This is a genomic window from Sphingomonas sp. BK481, assembly GCF_014194875.1.
Lineage (GTDB): Bacteria > Pseudomonadota > Alphaproteobacteria > Sphingomonadales > Sphingomonadaceae > Sphingomonas > Sphingomonas aerolata.
Genome location: NZ_JACIAP010000001.1, coordinates 681,173 through 694,811, shown reverse-complemented (window position 1 = coordinate 694,811; position 13,639 = coordinate 681,173). Strand labels below are relative to the sequence as shown.

General features: G+C 69.2%; 13 protein-coding genes. 7 read left to right on the top strand and 6 right to left on the bottom strand.

Annotated features, from left to right (window positions below):
- The first annotated feature begins 42 nt into the window (after positions 1 to 42).
- Together FHY04_RS03315 and FHY04_RS03310 are read left to right on the top strand one after the other, a co-directional pair.
- On the top strand, positions 43 to 1,362 hold the full coding sequence (locus FHY04_RS03315) for a folylpolyglutamate synthase/dihydrofolate synthase family protein (RefSeq protein WP_183935346.1): 1,320 nt from the start codon (positions 43 to 45) through the stop codon (positions 1,360 to 1,362).
- Between the two features lie 68 nt (positions 1,363 to 1,430).
- Complete coding sequence (locus FHY04_RS03310; RefSeq protein WP_183935345.1) at positions 1,431 to 1,883, top strand: DUF6628 family protein; 453 nt, start codon at positions 1,431 to 1,433, stop codon at positions 1,881 to 1,883.
- 19 nt (positions 1,884 to 1,902) lie between these two features.
- Here FHY04_RS03310 and FHY04_RS03305 read toward each other — a convergent pair whose 3' ends face one another.
- Complete coding sequence (locus tag FHY04_RS03305; RefSeq protein ID WP_107932501.1) at positions 1,903 to 3,243, bottom strand: AmpG family muropeptide MFS transporter; 1,341 nt, start codon at positions 3,241 to 3,243, stop codon at positions 1,903 to 1,905.
- Between the two features lie 87 nt (positions 3,244 to 3,330).
- Positions 3,331 to 3,762 (bottom strand): response regulator, encoded by a 432-nt coding sequence (locus FHY04_RS03300; protein ID WP_107932863.1) that lies wholly within the window; start codon positions 3,760 to 3,762, stop codon positions 3,331 to 3,333.
- A 119-nt stretch (positions 3,763 to 3,881) separates the two neighbouring features.
- Here FHY04_RS03300 and FHY04_RS22410 point away from each other — a divergent pair, with 119 nt between their 5' ends.
- Both FHY04_RS22410 and rsmD read left to right on the top strand, forming a co-directional pair.
- A complete protein-coding gene (locus tag FHY04_RS22410; RefSeq protein WP_260171279.1) occupies positions 3,882 to 5,480 on the top strand; it encodes a pseudouridine synthase in 1,599 nt (532 codons plus the stop codon).
- Complete coding sequence (gene rsmD / locus FHY04_RS03290; protein WP_183935344.1) at positions 5,480 to 6,016, top strand: 16S rRNA (guanine(966)-N(2))-methyltransferase RsmD; 537 nt, start codon at positions 5,480 to 5,482, stop codon at positions 6,014 to 6,016. The genes FHY04_RS22410 and rsmD overlap by 1 nt, the downstream gene beginning before the upstream one ends.
- Before the next feature lie 35 nt (positions 6,017 to 6,051).
- On the opposite strand, the gene FHY04_RS03285 is transcribed toward rsmD, so the two are convergent.
- The 4 genes from FHY04_RS03285 to FHY04_RS03270 form a co-directional block, all read right to left on the bottom strand.
- Positions 6,052 to 7,311, bottom strand: a complete 1,260-nt coding sequence (locus FHY04_RS03285) for an MFS transporter (protein ID WP_183935343.1) — start codon at positions 7,309 to 7,311, stop codon at positions 6,052 to 6,054.
- A gap of 49 nt (positions 7,312 to 7,360) precedes the next feature.
- The gene (locus FHY04_RS03280) at positions 7,361 to 9,007 is read right to left on the bottom strand and encodes an inorganic phosphate transporter (RefSeq protein WP_183935342.1); all 1,647 of its coding nucleotides are present in this window, start codon (positions 9,005 to 9,007) and stop codon (positions 7,361 to 7,363) included.
- Positions 9,008 to 9,238: 231 nt separating this feature from the next.
- Complete coding sequence (locus FHY04_RS03275; RefSeq protein ID WP_183935341.1) at positions 9,239 to 9,565, bottom strand: UrcA family protein; 327 nt, start codon at positions 9,563 to 9,565, stop codon at positions 9,239 to 9,241.
- Between the two features lie 223 nt (positions 9,566 to 9,788).
- The gene (locus FHY04_RS03270; protein WP_166747682.1) at positions 9,789 to 10,184 is read right to left on the bottom strand and encodes a GFA family protein; all 396 of its coding nucleotides are present in this window, start codon (positions 10,182 to 10,184) and stop codon (positions 9,789 to 9,791) included.
- A gap of 101 nt (positions 10,185 to 10,285) precedes the next feature.
- On the opposite strand from FHY04_RS03270, the gene FHY04_RS03265 reads away from it, so the two are divergent.
- The 3 genes from FHY04_RS03265 (at position 10,286) to FHY04_RS03255 (ending at position 13,628) form a co-directional block, all read left to right on the top strand.
- On the top strand, positions 10,286 to 12,577 hold the full coding sequence (locus FHY04_RS03265) for an ATP-dependent helicase (protein WP_409349140.1): 2,292 nt from the start codon (positions 10,286 to 10,288) through the stop codon (positions 12,575 to 12,577).
- A 110-nt stretch (positions 12,578 to 12,687) separates the two neighbouring features.
- Entirely contained in the window at positions 12,688 to 12,978 is a 291-nt protein-coding gene (locus tag FHY04_RS03260; protein WP_107045143.1) for a hypothetical protein, read from the top strand.
- 95 nt (positions 12,979 to 13,073) lie between these two features.
- A complete protein-coding gene (locus FHY04_RS03255; protein ID WP_031440853.1) occupies positions 13,074 to 13,628 on the top strand; it encodes a glycine zipper 2TM domain-containing protein in 555 nt (184 codons plus the stop codon).
- Positions 13,629 to 13,639 lie beyond the last annotated feature (11 nt).

The following is a 13,639-nucleotide window of genomic DNA, read 5'->3' as shown; positions in this document are numbered from 1 at the left end:
TCACCCCAAGCCCTCTCCCCGAGGGGAGAGGGAGTTAGAAGAATGCCCGACCACGCCACCTCCTCCTCCCCCGCCGTCCAGGCGCAGCTCGACCGGCTGACCACGCTGTCGCCCGGCGCCGACATCCTCGGCCTCGAGCGCATCACCGCGTTGCTGGCGCGGCTCGGCGATCCGCATCGGTCGCTGCCGCCGGTGTTCCATGTCGCGGGCACCAACGGCAAGGGATCGACCTGCGCGTTCCTGCGCGCCGCGATCGAGGCGGCGGGGCTCGACGTCCACGTCTATTCGAGCCCGCACCTCGTCCGCTTCAACGAACGCATCCGCCTTGCCGGCCGGCTGATCGAGGACGACGCGCTCGCCGCGCTGCTGTCCGAGGTGCTCGACCACGCCGCGGACCTGCAGGCGAGCTTCTTCGAGGTCACCACCGCCGCCGCCTTCCTCGCCTTCGCGCGCACGCCCGCCGCGGCGACGATCGTCGAGGTCGGGCTGGGCGGCCGGCTCGACGCGACCAACGTCATCCCGAACCCCGTCGTCACCGGCATCGCCGCGCTCGGGATCGACCATCAGGCGTTTCTCGGCGACACGCTGCTCGCCATCGCGGGCGAGAAGGCGGGCATCGCCAAGCGCGGCGTGCCGCTGGTGACGATGGACTATGCCCGCCCGCTGCGCGCGCGGATCGCGGGAATCGCCGAGGCGGCGGGCGCCCCCGTCCTCGCGCGCGGCACCGCCTGGACGAGCGAGACGACGCGCACGGCGATGCGCTACACCGATGCGGACGGCACGCTCGTCACCAACCGCCCGCGGCTGGTCGGCCTGCACCAGTCGCGCAATCTCGCGCTCGCGATCGCGATGCTGCGGCATCAGTCGGCGCTCGCCATCCCAGAGGCGGCGATGCGCGCCGCCGCGGACGCCGCGCACTGGCCCGCGCGGATGCAGCGGCTGTCCCATGGCCCGCTCCACGCACGGTTGCCCGCGGGCAGCGACCTATGGCTCGACGGCGCGCACAATCCCAATGCCGCACAGCCGGTCGCGCGCGTGCTGCGGACGCTGGCGGCAGGCCGTCCCGCGACGCTCGTACTCGGCATGCTCGCGAACAAGGATGCCGAGGCGGTGCTCGACATTCTCGGCCCGCAGGTCGGCCACGTCGTCGCGCTTCCCGTCCCGGGTCATGCTCACCACGCCCCCGACGCGCTGGCGGCGATCGCCCGCCGCGCCGGGTGCAGCGCGGAGACCGCCGCGACCCCCGCCGAGGCGCTCGTCCGCATCGCCGCGCAGGGTGACGCGCCGCAGTTCGTGCTGATCGCGGGTTCGCTCTACCTCGCGGGCGAAGTGCTCGCAGGCAACGACGAGCTGCCGCACTGATCCCTTATTGCTATTGACTATCAATAACGAACAAGCGACCTTGGTCTTGTAACCACGGAGTCGCGTATATGACCGATGCCAACCGCTTTGCCGGCACGACGCTTGCCAGCATGACGACGGTGCTGCCGCATCCGCTGCCGTCGTGCGAGAATGCGCGGATCGCGCTGTTCGCGATGCGGCGGATGGGCGCGAACGGGCTTGGCGACGCGCGCGCCGCGCACACGCTGTTCACCGCGTTCGGACAGGGTTTCCGCCGGCCGCTGATCCTGATGCGCGCGCTGATGGCCGATCTGGCGGGCAGCGCGGCGGGGACGATCGCGATCGCGCCGTGCTGCTGCGCGCGGATGACGCCCGCGGAGGCGGCGCTGCTGTCGATCCTCGCGCGCGTCGAGACCGCGCCTGACACCGCGCGGCTGCTGATGACCGACCTGCTCGGCGTCCGCCGCGTCGACGGCGTCCTCACCAGCGCCGCCGCAGTCGCCGCCGCCTTCGCGGACGAGGGGCGCCCGGTTACGAGTTGAACCGGGTCACGCGCCGGGGTCAGTCCGCCCCGGCCGCGATCGCCGGGTCGCGCCGCACGCTTTCGACGACGAACCCCTGACGCCACAGGATCCACAGCAGCACGAGCCCTGGCACCGCGACGACCATCGTCAGCATCCAGAAGCCGGGCCAGCCCAGCGCGTTGGCGGCATAGCCCGCGGGTGCCGCCAGCCACGTCCGCCCGACCGCCGCGAACGACGACAGCAGCGCGAACTGAGTCGCGGTATAGGCAAGGTTGGATAGGCCCGAGAGATAGGTGACGAACACCGTCAGCCCGATCCCGCTCGTCACCTGCTCGGTCGCGACCGCGATCGTCAGCCAGGTGTTCGAATGCCCGTGCCAGGCGAGGATGACGAACATGAAGTTGCTGAGCATCATCAGCATGCCCGACACGAACAGCGCGCGGCCGAGGCCCAGCCACGCCATGAACGGCGCGCCCAGCGCGGTTCCGACGATCAGCCCCCAGAACCCGACCAGCTTGTTGATCGCGATGAATTCGGTGTCGCTGAACCCCAGCTCGACGATCATGGGGTTGAGCATGCCCTGCCCCATCGCATCGCCCAGCTTGTAGATCAGCACGAACAGCAGGATCAGCACCGCGCCGCGACGCTGGAAGAATTCGCGGAACGGCCCGATGATCGTATCCTCGAGCCAGCGCCCGCGCGACGCCTGATCTTGCGATGCCAGCACCCGGTCATGCAGTCCGCGCCCCGCCCAGAGCGCCGCGAGTGCGCCGGGAATGACGCAGAAGGCGGTCAGTCCATAGCCCATCGCCCAGCCGAGCCCGAGCCCTTCGGACGAGGCGATCGCGATCGTGCCGACCCCCGCCGCCAGATTGCCGAGCCGATAGCCGAACTGGTTGTTCGCGGTCCCGTGCGGCAATTCGTCTTCGGGCAGGATCTCGATCCGGTAGGCGTCGATCACGATATCCTGAGTCGCGCCGAGGAACGCGGTCACGATCGCCCAGAAGGCGAACACCCCGAGATGCTCCTGCGGCGCGCTGAACCCCAGCATCCAGACCGAACCGAACAGCAGCGCTTGGACGAAGAACAGCCACGCGCGACGCTGTCCGACCCAAGCCGTCAGCACCGGGATCTGGAACCGGTCGATGAACGGCGCCCAGAGAAATTTCAGCGTGTACGGGGTCGTCAGGCCGATCGCGAAGCCGATCGTCTTCTTGTCGATCCCGACCTTCGACAGCCAATAGCCCATCGTCCCCAGCAACAGCGCGAGCGGAAAGCCGCTCGATATCCCCAGCAGCAGCGCCGCGATCGGCCGGGGCCGCAGATAGGGGGCCATGGTGGCGAGCAGGGATCGGCGCGGAACGGCTGTACTGGACATGGCGCGACCATAGCGGGCTGTCGACGCGAGGGAAGGCGGAAGACGTCGCCGCTTCGCCTTGGTCGCGACGAAGCTAAACGCGCCCCGTCAGACGGGCGCGCTGAACAGCCGCAGGCCCGAGGGCAGCTTCTTCGGCTCGCTCCCCGCCATCCGCGCCTCGATCGCCGCGATCGCGGCGAGCAGGTCGCGCTGCGAATAGGGTTTGGAGAGACAGCCCGCGGCCAGCGTCGTCGCCTCGACCGGGCAGTTGCCCGTGACGAACAGCACCGGCACCCCGCGTTCCAGGGCCGCACGCGCCACGTCGAGCCCCGATCCGTCACTCAGGCTGACATCGGCCAGGATGAGGTCAATCGCGGACTCGCTTTCGATCACCGCCAGTGCATCGCTGACCCGGTCGACCGTCGCGACCACGGTGAATTTCGATTCGGTCAGGAAATATTCGGTGTCGAACGCGACCAGCGGTTCGTCCTCGACGACCAGCAAGCGGATGATCAGCCGCTTCTTCTTTCCGAACAGCATCGACATCACGCCCCTTCGCGCAACGAATGGTCGTTACGCCCATGCGACATAACGCACCGCACCACGAAGGGTCGCAAATATTTTCGCGCTGCACCCCGATCCATAGTATCAGCCGCGCCATGACGACTTCAAAAGACGATAACCCGACTGCCAGCCCGTCGAACGACGCGCCTGCAACAGCCCCCGCAGCCCCCATCAAGGGCGACCGCATCGCCAAACTACTCGCCCGCGCGGGCGTCGCGTCGCGCCGCGACATCGAACGGATGATCGCCGAGGGGCGCGTCGCGCTCAACGGCACCACGCTCGACACGCCGGCGACGATCCTGCGCAACCTTGCCGGCGTCACCGTCGACGGCGATCCGGTCGAGGCGCCCAGCGCGGCACGGCTGTTCCTCTATCACAAGCCGACCGGGCTGCTCGTCACCGAGCGCGATCCCGCGGGCCGGACGACGATCTACGACCGCCTGCCGCGCGAACTGCCGCGACTCGTTCCCGTCGGCCGGCTCGATCTCAACACCGAGGGGCTGTTGCTGATGACCACCGACGGTGGCCTCAAGCGCCAGCTCGAGCTCCCCGCGACCGGCGTCGAGCGCGCCTATCGCGCCCGCGCCTATGGCAACATCACCCAGCCGCAGCTCGAGGAGCTGATCGAGGGGATCGAGATCGAGGGCGTCCGCTACGGCTCGATCAACGCCAATATCGAACGCCGCACCGGCGCGAACGTCTGGATCGAGATGATCCTGACCGAGGGCAAGAACCGCGAAGTCCGCCGCGTGCTCGAACATCTGGGCCTCCAGGTCTCGCGCCTGATCCGCACCCGCTACGGTCCGTTCGTGCTCGGTGATCTCGCCCCCGGCCAGATCGGCGAAGTGCTCCAGCACGACGTCGTCGCCTTCCAGAAGGAGCTCGCGCGCGGCAAGCCCGAGGGTCCCGGCGCGCGTCCGAACATCGGCATCAGCGCCAGCGCCGGCGCGGGTGCGGGGATCGGTGCCAAGTCGCCCCAGCGTGGCGCCAACGCCCCCCGCCCCGCCCCCTCGGCCCGGCCAGCGCCCGCCACACGCCAGCCCGCGCGCAGCCCCTATGCGGCGCCCGCAAGCTCGGGCTTCTCAAGCGGGGCAGCGCCGGTCGACCGTGCCGCACGGCCCGCCCGCCCGGCCCGGCCCGAGCGCATCCGCCCGACCGCGGCGATGGTCCGCGGCGACGTCACCGATCCCTGGGCCAAGCCCGATGCGCGCGGCGGCAATCGCGCGGCTGCGACGCATCACGCCCAGCCGACCGGCGCCGGCACCGGTCGCCCGACCTATCGCCAGGAGCGCGCGGATCGCGGCGAGGAGCTGAGCACCAGCCCCAAGATCAAGCATTTCCGCGCCGCCAAGCCGCCCCGCGACCGCGCCGCCCCGACCCGCGTCGGCGGCGGCGGTAGCGGGGGCGGTAGCGGGGGCACGACAGCCCCGCGCCGCCCCGACTCGCCCCAGCGCCAGGACCAGCGCCAGGACCAGCAACGCGGCTTCCGCCCCCAGGCGGACGATTCCCGGATGCGGACCGGTCTCGACAAGCGCGCCGCGCGCAGTGCCGCCGGTCGCCCCGGTGCGGATCCCCGCCCGCCGCGCGACGCCGCACCGCGCCCCGAACGCGGCAGCCGTCCGCCCGCGCCCGGCAAGGGACCATCAGGGGGGCGCGGTCACCCGCCCCGCGCACCACGCGGAGGTAAACGCTGATGCGGATCATCGCAGGCCAGTATCGCGGTCGCCAGATCGTCGCGCCCAAGGGTGACGCGACCCGCCCGACCGCCGATCGCATGCGCGAGGCGCTGTTCTCGATGCTGACCAGCCGGGTCGGCAGTTTCGAAGGCCTCGCGGTCGCCGATCTCTTCGCGGGCTCGGGCGCGCTCGGGATCGAGGCCTTGTCGCGCGGCGCGGCTTCGTGCCTGTTCGTCGAACAGGACAAGCCCGCGCTCGATGCGCTGAAGGCCAATCTCGCCAAGCTCGGCATTCGCGGCGACGTCCGCGCGACCTCGGTGATGGCGATGGGCCCCGCGCCCGCGCCGCTCGACATCATCCTGATGGATCCGCCCTATGACACCGGGGCAGGGCTCGTCGCGCTCGACAAGCTTGCCCGGCTCGGATGGACCAGCCCGGCGACGTGGATCAGCCTGGAGACGGCCAAGGCGGAGGTCGTCGAACTGCCGGGCTTCGAGGTCGACGCCACGCGCGTCCATGGCAAGGCGCGGCTGACGCTGCTGCGGCCCGCCTGACGTAACGGTCTCCCGCGCAAGCGGGAGACCCCGTCCTATACGGTGGCGCGGCGCCCGACGATCAGCAGCCCGCCAAGGCTCAGCACCCCCGCGGCCATCAGATACACCCCGACCAGCCCAAGCCCGCGCGGCGCGAGCGCCTCCGCCACGATCGGCGCGAGCGCGCCGCCGAGCACGCCGCCAAGGTTGAACGTCATCGACACGCCCGTATAGCGCACCCCCGCCGGAAACAGGCTCGGCAGCCACCCGCCGAGCGGGCCATAGGCGAACCCCATCACGAACAGCGCGCCCGACAGCCAGAGCGACACCGTGACCAGCGATCCCGACCCCAGCATCGGCCCCATCAGCGCCCCGACGACGATACAGCCCGCAAACCCGATGCTGAGCATCCGCGCCGCCGAATAGCGATCGGCCAGCACGCTCGCGAGGATCACCCCCGCCGCCAGGAACCAGATCGCGACCAGCTCGACGCCAAGGAACGCCTCGCGCGAATAGCCGAGCGTCTTGGTGCCGTAGCCGAGCGCGAACGCGGTCGCGAGATAGAAGAGCGCAAAACACGCGATCACCCCGAACGTCCCCGCCAGCGTTGCGCGCAGATGCCGCGTCAGCAGCTCGGCGATCGGGACGCGCGGGATCGCCTCGGTCTTCTCCGCTTCCAGAAACGCGGGCGTCTCGGTCAGCTTCAGCCGCACCCACAGCCCCAGCCCGACCAGCACTGCGCTGACCAGGAACGGGATCCGCCATCCCCAGGCAAGGAACTGCGCCTCGTCGAGGACCAGCCCGATGATCAGGAACAGTCCGTTGGCGGCGAGAAATCCGACCGGCGCGCCGAGCGGCGGGAACATCCCGAACGTGTTGCGCCGGTGCGGCGGCGCATTCTCGACCGCGAGCAGTGCAGCCCCACCCCATTCGCCGCCCAGCCCCAGCCCCTGCCCCAGCCGCATCAGGCAGAGCAGCGCCGGCGCCCACCAGCCGACCTGCGCATAGGTTGGCAGGAACGCGATCGCGACGGTCGATCCGCCCATCAGCAGCAGCGACGCGACCAGGGTCGACTTGCGCCCGACCCGGTCGCCGAAATGCCCGAACAGCACCGCGCCCACCGGTCGCGCGACGAACGCCAGCCCGAATGTCGCATAGCTCAGCAACAGCTGCGCCGACGCCGACTGGCCCGCGAAGAACAGCGGCCCGAACACGAGCGCCGCGGCGGTCGCGTAGATGTAGAAGTCGTAGAATTCGACCGCGGTGCCCACCAGGCTGGCGGCGAGGATGCGGCGGCTGGACCTAAGCGTGCTCATGCCGCGTGCATCGCCGCCCGCCGCCGCCCCGTCAATCGCGCGCTCGGCTTTAGCGCCCCAAGGCGTGCGCCACCCCGAGCAGCATCCAGTACAGCCCGCCCGACAACAGCATCGCGACCGGCAGCGTCATGATCCACGCCAGCCCCATGTTCACCAGCGTCCGCCGCTGCAGCCCGCCGCCATTGGCGACGCTCGAACCGGCGATCCCCGACGACAGGATATGCGTCGTTGACACGGGCAGCCCGAACCGGTCCGCCATCAGGATCGTCGCCGCCGCGACCAGCTCCGCCGACGCGCCCATGCCATAGGTCAGATGCGACTTGCCGATCCGTTCGCCGACGGTGACGACGATCCGCTTCCACCCGACCATCGTGCCGAGCCCGAGCGCAAGCGCGACCGTGACCTTCACCCAGATCGGGATGTAGCGCGTGCCCTGCTCGAGCCCGCCGCCATAGGTTTTCAGCTCCGTGATCTCCTGCGCGGTAAAGCGCGCCTGCGCGGTCTTGTCCGCCGCGACCAGCTTGGTCGTGTCGAGGACGAGGTACATGTCGTTGCGCAGGTTGGACGTCGCCGCCGCGGGCACCTTGCCGAGCGAGCCATAGCCCTCGATCCGGCGGGTGACGTCGTTCGACAGCGTGGCGAGTGCGCCATAGACGACGGGCTCGGCGACCTGCTTGGATTTCAGCGCGGTGGTGACGCGCGCGCGCGCGGCCTCGACCGTCGAAGGCGTGCCGTCGGCATGTGCAGCAAAGGCCGACGACGCCGCGCGGGCGCTCTGGACGAACGCCGGCGTCGCGCTTTCGGGCATCGTCCGGTTCAGCGCATAGGCGGTCGGCGCGCAGCCGATCAGGATGAGCATGATCAGCCCCATCCCCTTCTGGCCGTCATTGCTGCCATGCGCGAAGCTGACCGCGGTGCAGGTGCCGATCAGCAGCGCACGGATCCCGCGCGGCGGCGGCGTATTGCTCTCGGGCGCCTCGAACAGCTTGCGATCGGTCGAGAACGCCTTCATCACCAGCAGCATCAGCAGCGCGCCGACAAAGCCGACCACCGGGCTGAACGCGAGCGCGGAGAGCACCTTGGTCACCTGCGCCATGTCGACGCCCGACGTGCCGTCCGCGCCGCCGTTGATCAGCTGGTTGGCGAGCCCGACGCCGAGGATCGAGCCGATCAGCGCATGGCTCGACGAATTGGGCAGCCCGACCGCCCAGGTCGCGAGGTTCCACAGGATCGCCGCGAGCAGCAGTGCGAAGATCATCGCGAACCCGCCGGCGCTGCCGACGTTGAGGATCAGGTCGACCGGCAGCAGCGTGATGATCGAATAGGCGACCGCACCCGACGACGTCATCACGCCGACGAAGTTGAAGAAGCCCGACCAGACCACCGCGAGCGGCGCGGGCATCGAATGCGTGTAGATGACCGTCGCGACCGCATTGGCGGTGTCGTGGAAGCCGTTGACGAATTCGAACCCGAGCGCGATCAGCAGCGCGAGCCCGAGGAACGCGAACGCACCGACGGCGAGCGTCTCGCCGACCTGCGCGGTATCGGTGGCGATGCTGAACCCCGCATAGGCGAGCCCCCCCAGCAATATTGCCAGAAAGATCCAGCGCCCGGCCGGATGCAGATCATGATCGAGCCGCGGTCCGCTGCGCGGTGCGCGGTCGATCGCGTCGACCGTTAATGGGGAAGTAGCCATGATCGCGCAGTCGGCCCTAACGATTACAACTTTATGACAACGCGATGCATCGCCGCGCGGCGATACCAGAATGACACAGTGACGAACCCCACACAGAGCGCAACCGCCCATGATCCTCCCCCGCCAGGGGGAGGTGGCAGGCACAGCCTGACGGAGGGGGAGGACCGCCGCACCTGATAAAGCGGTCCTCCTTCAATCGCGCATCGGATCGAGCGCGAAGACGCTACCCCGTCACCGCCCCGCGAGACTCGCGAGCTGCGTCCCGTTGCGCTCCAGCAACGCGGCTGTCTGCACCGTGGCGTCCTGCATCATTTCCGCGCGGCACCGGCGCGACTCGGCAAAGGCATTCAGCCCGCCGGTCCGCGGGGCGCAGGTCCGGTTGACCGCCGACTGCACGCGACGCGCGAGCACACGCCGCCCGGCGTCGCTGGCCAAGTCTAGCCCGGCATGCGAGACACGGATCGAGACGGGGTCGCGCACCGGATCGGCGGCAGCGCCGGTCGCAAAAAGGCACGCGGAAGCGATCGCCGCCGAAGCGACGCTGTGGAGGATCTTCATGATGACGTCCTTTGCTGGTCCTGCGGTCCGCAGGCACACCGCCTGCGCGCGACTAAGCCTGACCGTCGGGAGGACCGTCTCTGCGCGGCCTCTCCGACGAAGACCCTCGTCGCTGCGCACGCCCTACGCCCGGATCGTTACGCTCCCGCGACGGTTTGGCGACGGTTCGTCGGTCGCCCCGCGATTTCGATTCCCCCCTCCCGGATGGCGACCGAACGCGCGCTCACATCCCCGGATAGCGCGCGAATTCGGGCAGGCTCGCCAGGTCCGCCATCCACGCCAGCCGCTCCGCGACCTGGATTTGCGCGCCCGGTGCGACCGACTCGGGATCGTCGAGCGTGCACGACTGGATGTCGATGATCCCCGGCAGCGCGACCGGGTTGGTGTAGAACAGGCCCGTCCCGCACGTCCCGCAAAACTGCCGCCGCCCGTGCTCGGACGACGCATAGGTCACCGGATCGCCCGAAATCATCACCTGCTCGGTCCTGAACGCGATCCAGCCGACCATCGGCGCGCCTGCGCTGCGGCGGCAATCCTCACAGTGGCACAGCGCATGATGCGCCGCCTCGCCCGTCGCGACATAGTGGATCGCTCCGCAGTGGCATCGTCCCGACAACATGCACGCCTCCTGTTGATATTCTCGATTTGTTCCACACATCGCTGCGCCGTGCAAGCCTTAGCCGCTTGCCCGATCGCGCCCCGTTCCCTACCTGTTCACCGGTGAACCAGATCGCCCATCCGTCCGACGCAAACCGCCAGCCGCCCTATCTCCGCGGCCTCAACGATCCCCAGCGCGAGGCGGTGCTGACCACCGACGGCCCCGTCCTGATCATCGCCGGCGCGGGCACCGGCAAGACCGCGGCGCTGACCGCGCGACTCGCGCATCTGATCTTCACCAAGAAGGCGTGGCCGTCGGAGATCCTCAGCGTCACCTTCACCAACAAGGCCGCACGCGAGATGCGCGAGCGCGTCGGGCGCCTCGTCGGCGACGCGGTCGAGGGGATGCCGTGGCTCGGCACCTTCCACGCGATCGCCGCCAAGATGCTGCGCCGCCATGCCGAACTCGTCGGGCTCCAGTCGAACTTCACGATCCTCGATACCGACGACCAGTTGCGGTTGCTCAAGCAGCTCATCCTCGCCGCCGATATCGACGAAAAGCGCTTCCCGACGCGCAGCCTTGCCGGGCTGATCGACCAGTGGAAGAACAAGGGCCTCGTCCCCGCCGATATCGATGCGGGCGAGAGCGAGCGCTACGCCAACGGCCGCGGCGGCGAGCTGTACGAGCAATATCAGACCCGGCTGCGCGCGCTCAACGCCTGCGATTTCGGCGACCTGCTGCTCCACATGCTCGTCATCCTGAAGACGCACCGCGACGTGCTCGCCCAGTATCAGCAGCGCTTCGAATACATCATGGTCGACGAGTATCAGGACACCAACTCGTCGCAATATCTCTGGCTGCGGCTGCTCGCGCAGGAACGCAAGAACATCGCCTGTGTCGGCGACGACGACCAGTCCATCTATTCGTGGCGCGGCGCGCAGGTCGAGAACATCCTGAAGTTCGAACGCGACTTTCCCGGCGCGAAGGTCATCCGCCTCGAACAGAATTACCGCAGCACGCCGCACATCCTCGGCGCCGCCTCGGGCGTGATCGCCAACAATGGCGGCCGCCTAGGTAAGCAGCTCTGGACCGAGCTCGATGTCGGCGAGAAGGTCAAGGTCATCGGCGTCTGGGACGGCCCCGAGGAAGCGCGCCGCGTCGGCGAGGAAATCGAGAGCGTCCGTCGCACGGGCAAGAGCCTCGACGAGGTTGCGATCCTCGTCCGCGCGCAGCACCAGACGCGCGAGTTCGAGGACCGCTTCATCGCGATCGGCATGCCGTACAAGATCGTCGGCGGCTTCCGCTTCTACGAACGCGCCGAGATCCGCGACGCGCTCGCCTATCTCCGCGTCGTCAACCAGCCCGCGGACGACCTCGCCTTCGAACGCATCGTCAACGTCCCCAAGCGCGGCCTCGGCGACAAGGCGGTCGCGCGCATCCACCAGCTCGCGCGCGCCACCGGCACCCCGCTGACCACCGCCGCCGCGCGCATCCTCGACACCGACGAGCTGACCGGCGCTGCAAAGAAGTCGCTCGGCCGCCTCGTCGGCGACATCGCGCGCTGGCGCGACATGGCGACCAGCCTGCCCCACGCCGAACTCGCACGGCAGCTGCTCGACGAGAGCGGCTACACCGCGATGTACCAGGCCGAGAAATCGGTCGAGGCCACGGGCCGGCTCGAGAATCTGAGCGAACTCGTCCGCGCGATGGAGGAGTATGATTCGCTCGGCGCATTCCTCGAACATGTCTCGCTCGTCATGGACAATGAGGGCGGCGCGCAGGATCCGCAGGTCACGATCATGACGATCCACGCCGCCAAGGGCCTCGAATACGACACCGTCTTCTGCGTCGGCTGGGAGGAAGGGCTGTTCCCCTCGCAGCGCTCGCTCGACGAGGGCGGCGTCAAGAGTCTCGAGGAGGAACGTCGCCTCGCCTATGTCGCGATCACCCGCGCGCGTCGCCTCGCCGTCATTCTCCACGCCGCCAATCGCCGCATCTACGGCCAGTGGAATTCGTCGATCCCCTCGCGTTTCGTCGCCGAACTGCCCGACGAGCATACCGACACCGAGACGACGATGTCGGGCGGCGCGAGCCTGTGGCAGGCGAACTGGTCCGACCGCGCCGACCCGTTCGCCGACGTCGCACGCGGCACCGGCCGCGGCCCCGGCTGGCAGCGCGCGGCCACGCCCGGCGGCGGCTTCTCGACCAAACCCGCCCGCGTCGTCGAAAGCCGGTCCAGCGCGATCAGCCTCGGCAACAAGGGTCGCGACGATCTTTCCCCCGGCCAGCGCGTGTTCCACCAGAAGTTCGGCTATGGCGCGATCGCCGAGATCGAGGGCAACAAGCTCGAGATCGACTTCGAACAGGCCGGCCGCAAGCGCGTCATGGACAGCTTCGTCACGATCACGCCGTAGGACGACCGGTCGGCGCCAACCTGTACGGGAGCCGACAACCCCGTTCAGGAACGATGCCGAACCAGGATCGTATCGTCCTTCCAGCCCGATCTCGGGCAAGAGGACACCCCATGAAGTTTACGAATCTCATCGCCGCCGGGCTCGCTTTCGCCACGCTCGGCCTCGGCGTGGCCGCGCCCGCCGAAGCCCAGCGCGATCGGGGCCATAGCCAGCAGTATCGCGACAACGATCATCGAGGTGATCACCGTGCCGATCGTCGCGACTATCGCCGCAACGACCATCGCGGTCGCCACGACGGCCGCCGCTTCCGCGGCCGCGACAATGACCGCCGCAACTGGAACAACAATCGCCGCTGCCGCACCGAATGGCGCAACCATCGTCGCGTCCAGATCTGTCGTTGACGAAAGCCGGGTGGCGGCGCGATGTCGCCACCCGTTACCGGGACACCTCACCGGGACACCCCCCCGTGCCACCCAACCGTGAAAGGATTTCGATCATGAAGCGTTCTCTCGGCCTCGCGACGATGATCGCCGCGACCTGCCTGTCCGCCGCCGCACCCGCCGTCGCGCAGACCAGTGCCGACAACGCCCGTTTCGCCGCCGCCCAGGCGCGCCTCGACAGCGAATTGCAGATCTTCCGCGAGGAATTCGATCGCTACCAGTCGCTGCGCGGCAATCGTGGCGGCAGCTATGTTCCGCCGGCGCCGCAGGGCGGCTATCGCCAGGCGCCCGACCGGTATGAGGGCGGCTATCCCGACGAGCGCGACGAGGGCAATTACGACCCGGCTCGCGACTATCGCGTCGGCCCCAATTATCAGGAGCGCACCCTGTCCGCCAACGACCGCGTCTATGCGGGGCAGGACGGCCGCTATTACTGCAAGCGCAACGACGGCACGACCGGGCTGATCATCGGCGCGGCAGGTGGCGGCATCCTCGGCAACGTGATCGACGGCGGCCGCTCGCGGATCGTCGGTTCGCTGCTGGGCGCGGCCGCGGGCGGCCTCGCCGGCCGCGCGGTCGAGCAGAACAACAGCCAGATCCGCTGCCGCTGAGGCGGCCGCTC

Excerpts from the sequence above, each read along its gene's own strand:
- FHY04_RS03315 (WP_183935346.1), top strand. The coding sequence starts at position 43 with ATGCCCGACCACGCCACCTCCTCCTCCCCCGCCGTCCAGGCGCAGCTC.
- FHY04_RS03310 (WP_183935345.1), top strand. The coding sequence starts at position 1,431 with ATGACCGATGCCAACCGCTTTGCCGGCACGACGCTTGCCAGCATGACG.
- FHY04_RS03305 (WP_107932501.1), bottom strand. The coding sequence starts at position 3,243 with ATGTCCAGTACAGCCGTTCCGCGCCGATCCCTGCTCGCCACCATGGCC.
- FHY04_RS03300 (WP_107932863.1), bottom strand. The coding sequence starts at position 3,762 with ATGCTGTTCGGAAAGAAGAAGCGGCTGATCATCCGCTTGCTGGTCGTC.
- FHY04_RS22410 (WP_260171279.1), top strand. The coding sequence starts at position 3,882 with ATGACGACTTCAAAAGACGATAACCCGACTGCCAGCCCGTCGAACGAC.
- rsmD (WP_183935344.1), top strand. The coding sequence starts at position 5,480 with ATGCGGATCATCGCAGGCCAGTATCGCGGTCGCCAGATCGTCGCGCCC.
- FHY04_RS03285 (WP_183935343.1), bottom strand. The coding sequence starts at position 7,311 with ATGAGCACGCTTAGGTCCAGCCGCCGCATCCTCGCCGCCAGCCTGGTG.
- FHY04_RS03280 (WP_183935342.1), bottom strand. The coding sequence starts at position 9,007 with ATGGCTACTTCCCCATTAACGGTCGACGCGATCGACCGCGCACCGCGC.
- FHY04_RS03275 (WP_183935341.1), bottom strand. The coding sequence starts at position 9,565 with ATGAAGATCCTCCACAGCGTCGCTTCGGCGGCGATCGCTTCCGCGTGC.
- FHY04_RS03270 (WP_166747682.1), bottom strand. The coding sequence starts at position 10,184 with ATGTTGTCGGGACGATGCCACTGCGGAGCGATCCACTATGTCGCGACG.
- FHY04_RS03260 (WP_107045143.1), top strand. The coding sequence starts at position 12,688 with ATGAAGTTTACGAATCTCATCGCCGCCGGGCTCGCTTTCGCCACGCTC.
- FHY04_RS03255 (WP_031440853.1), top strand. The coding sequence starts at position 13,074 with ATGAAGCGTTCTCTCGGCCTCGCGACGATGATCGCCGCGACCTGCCTG.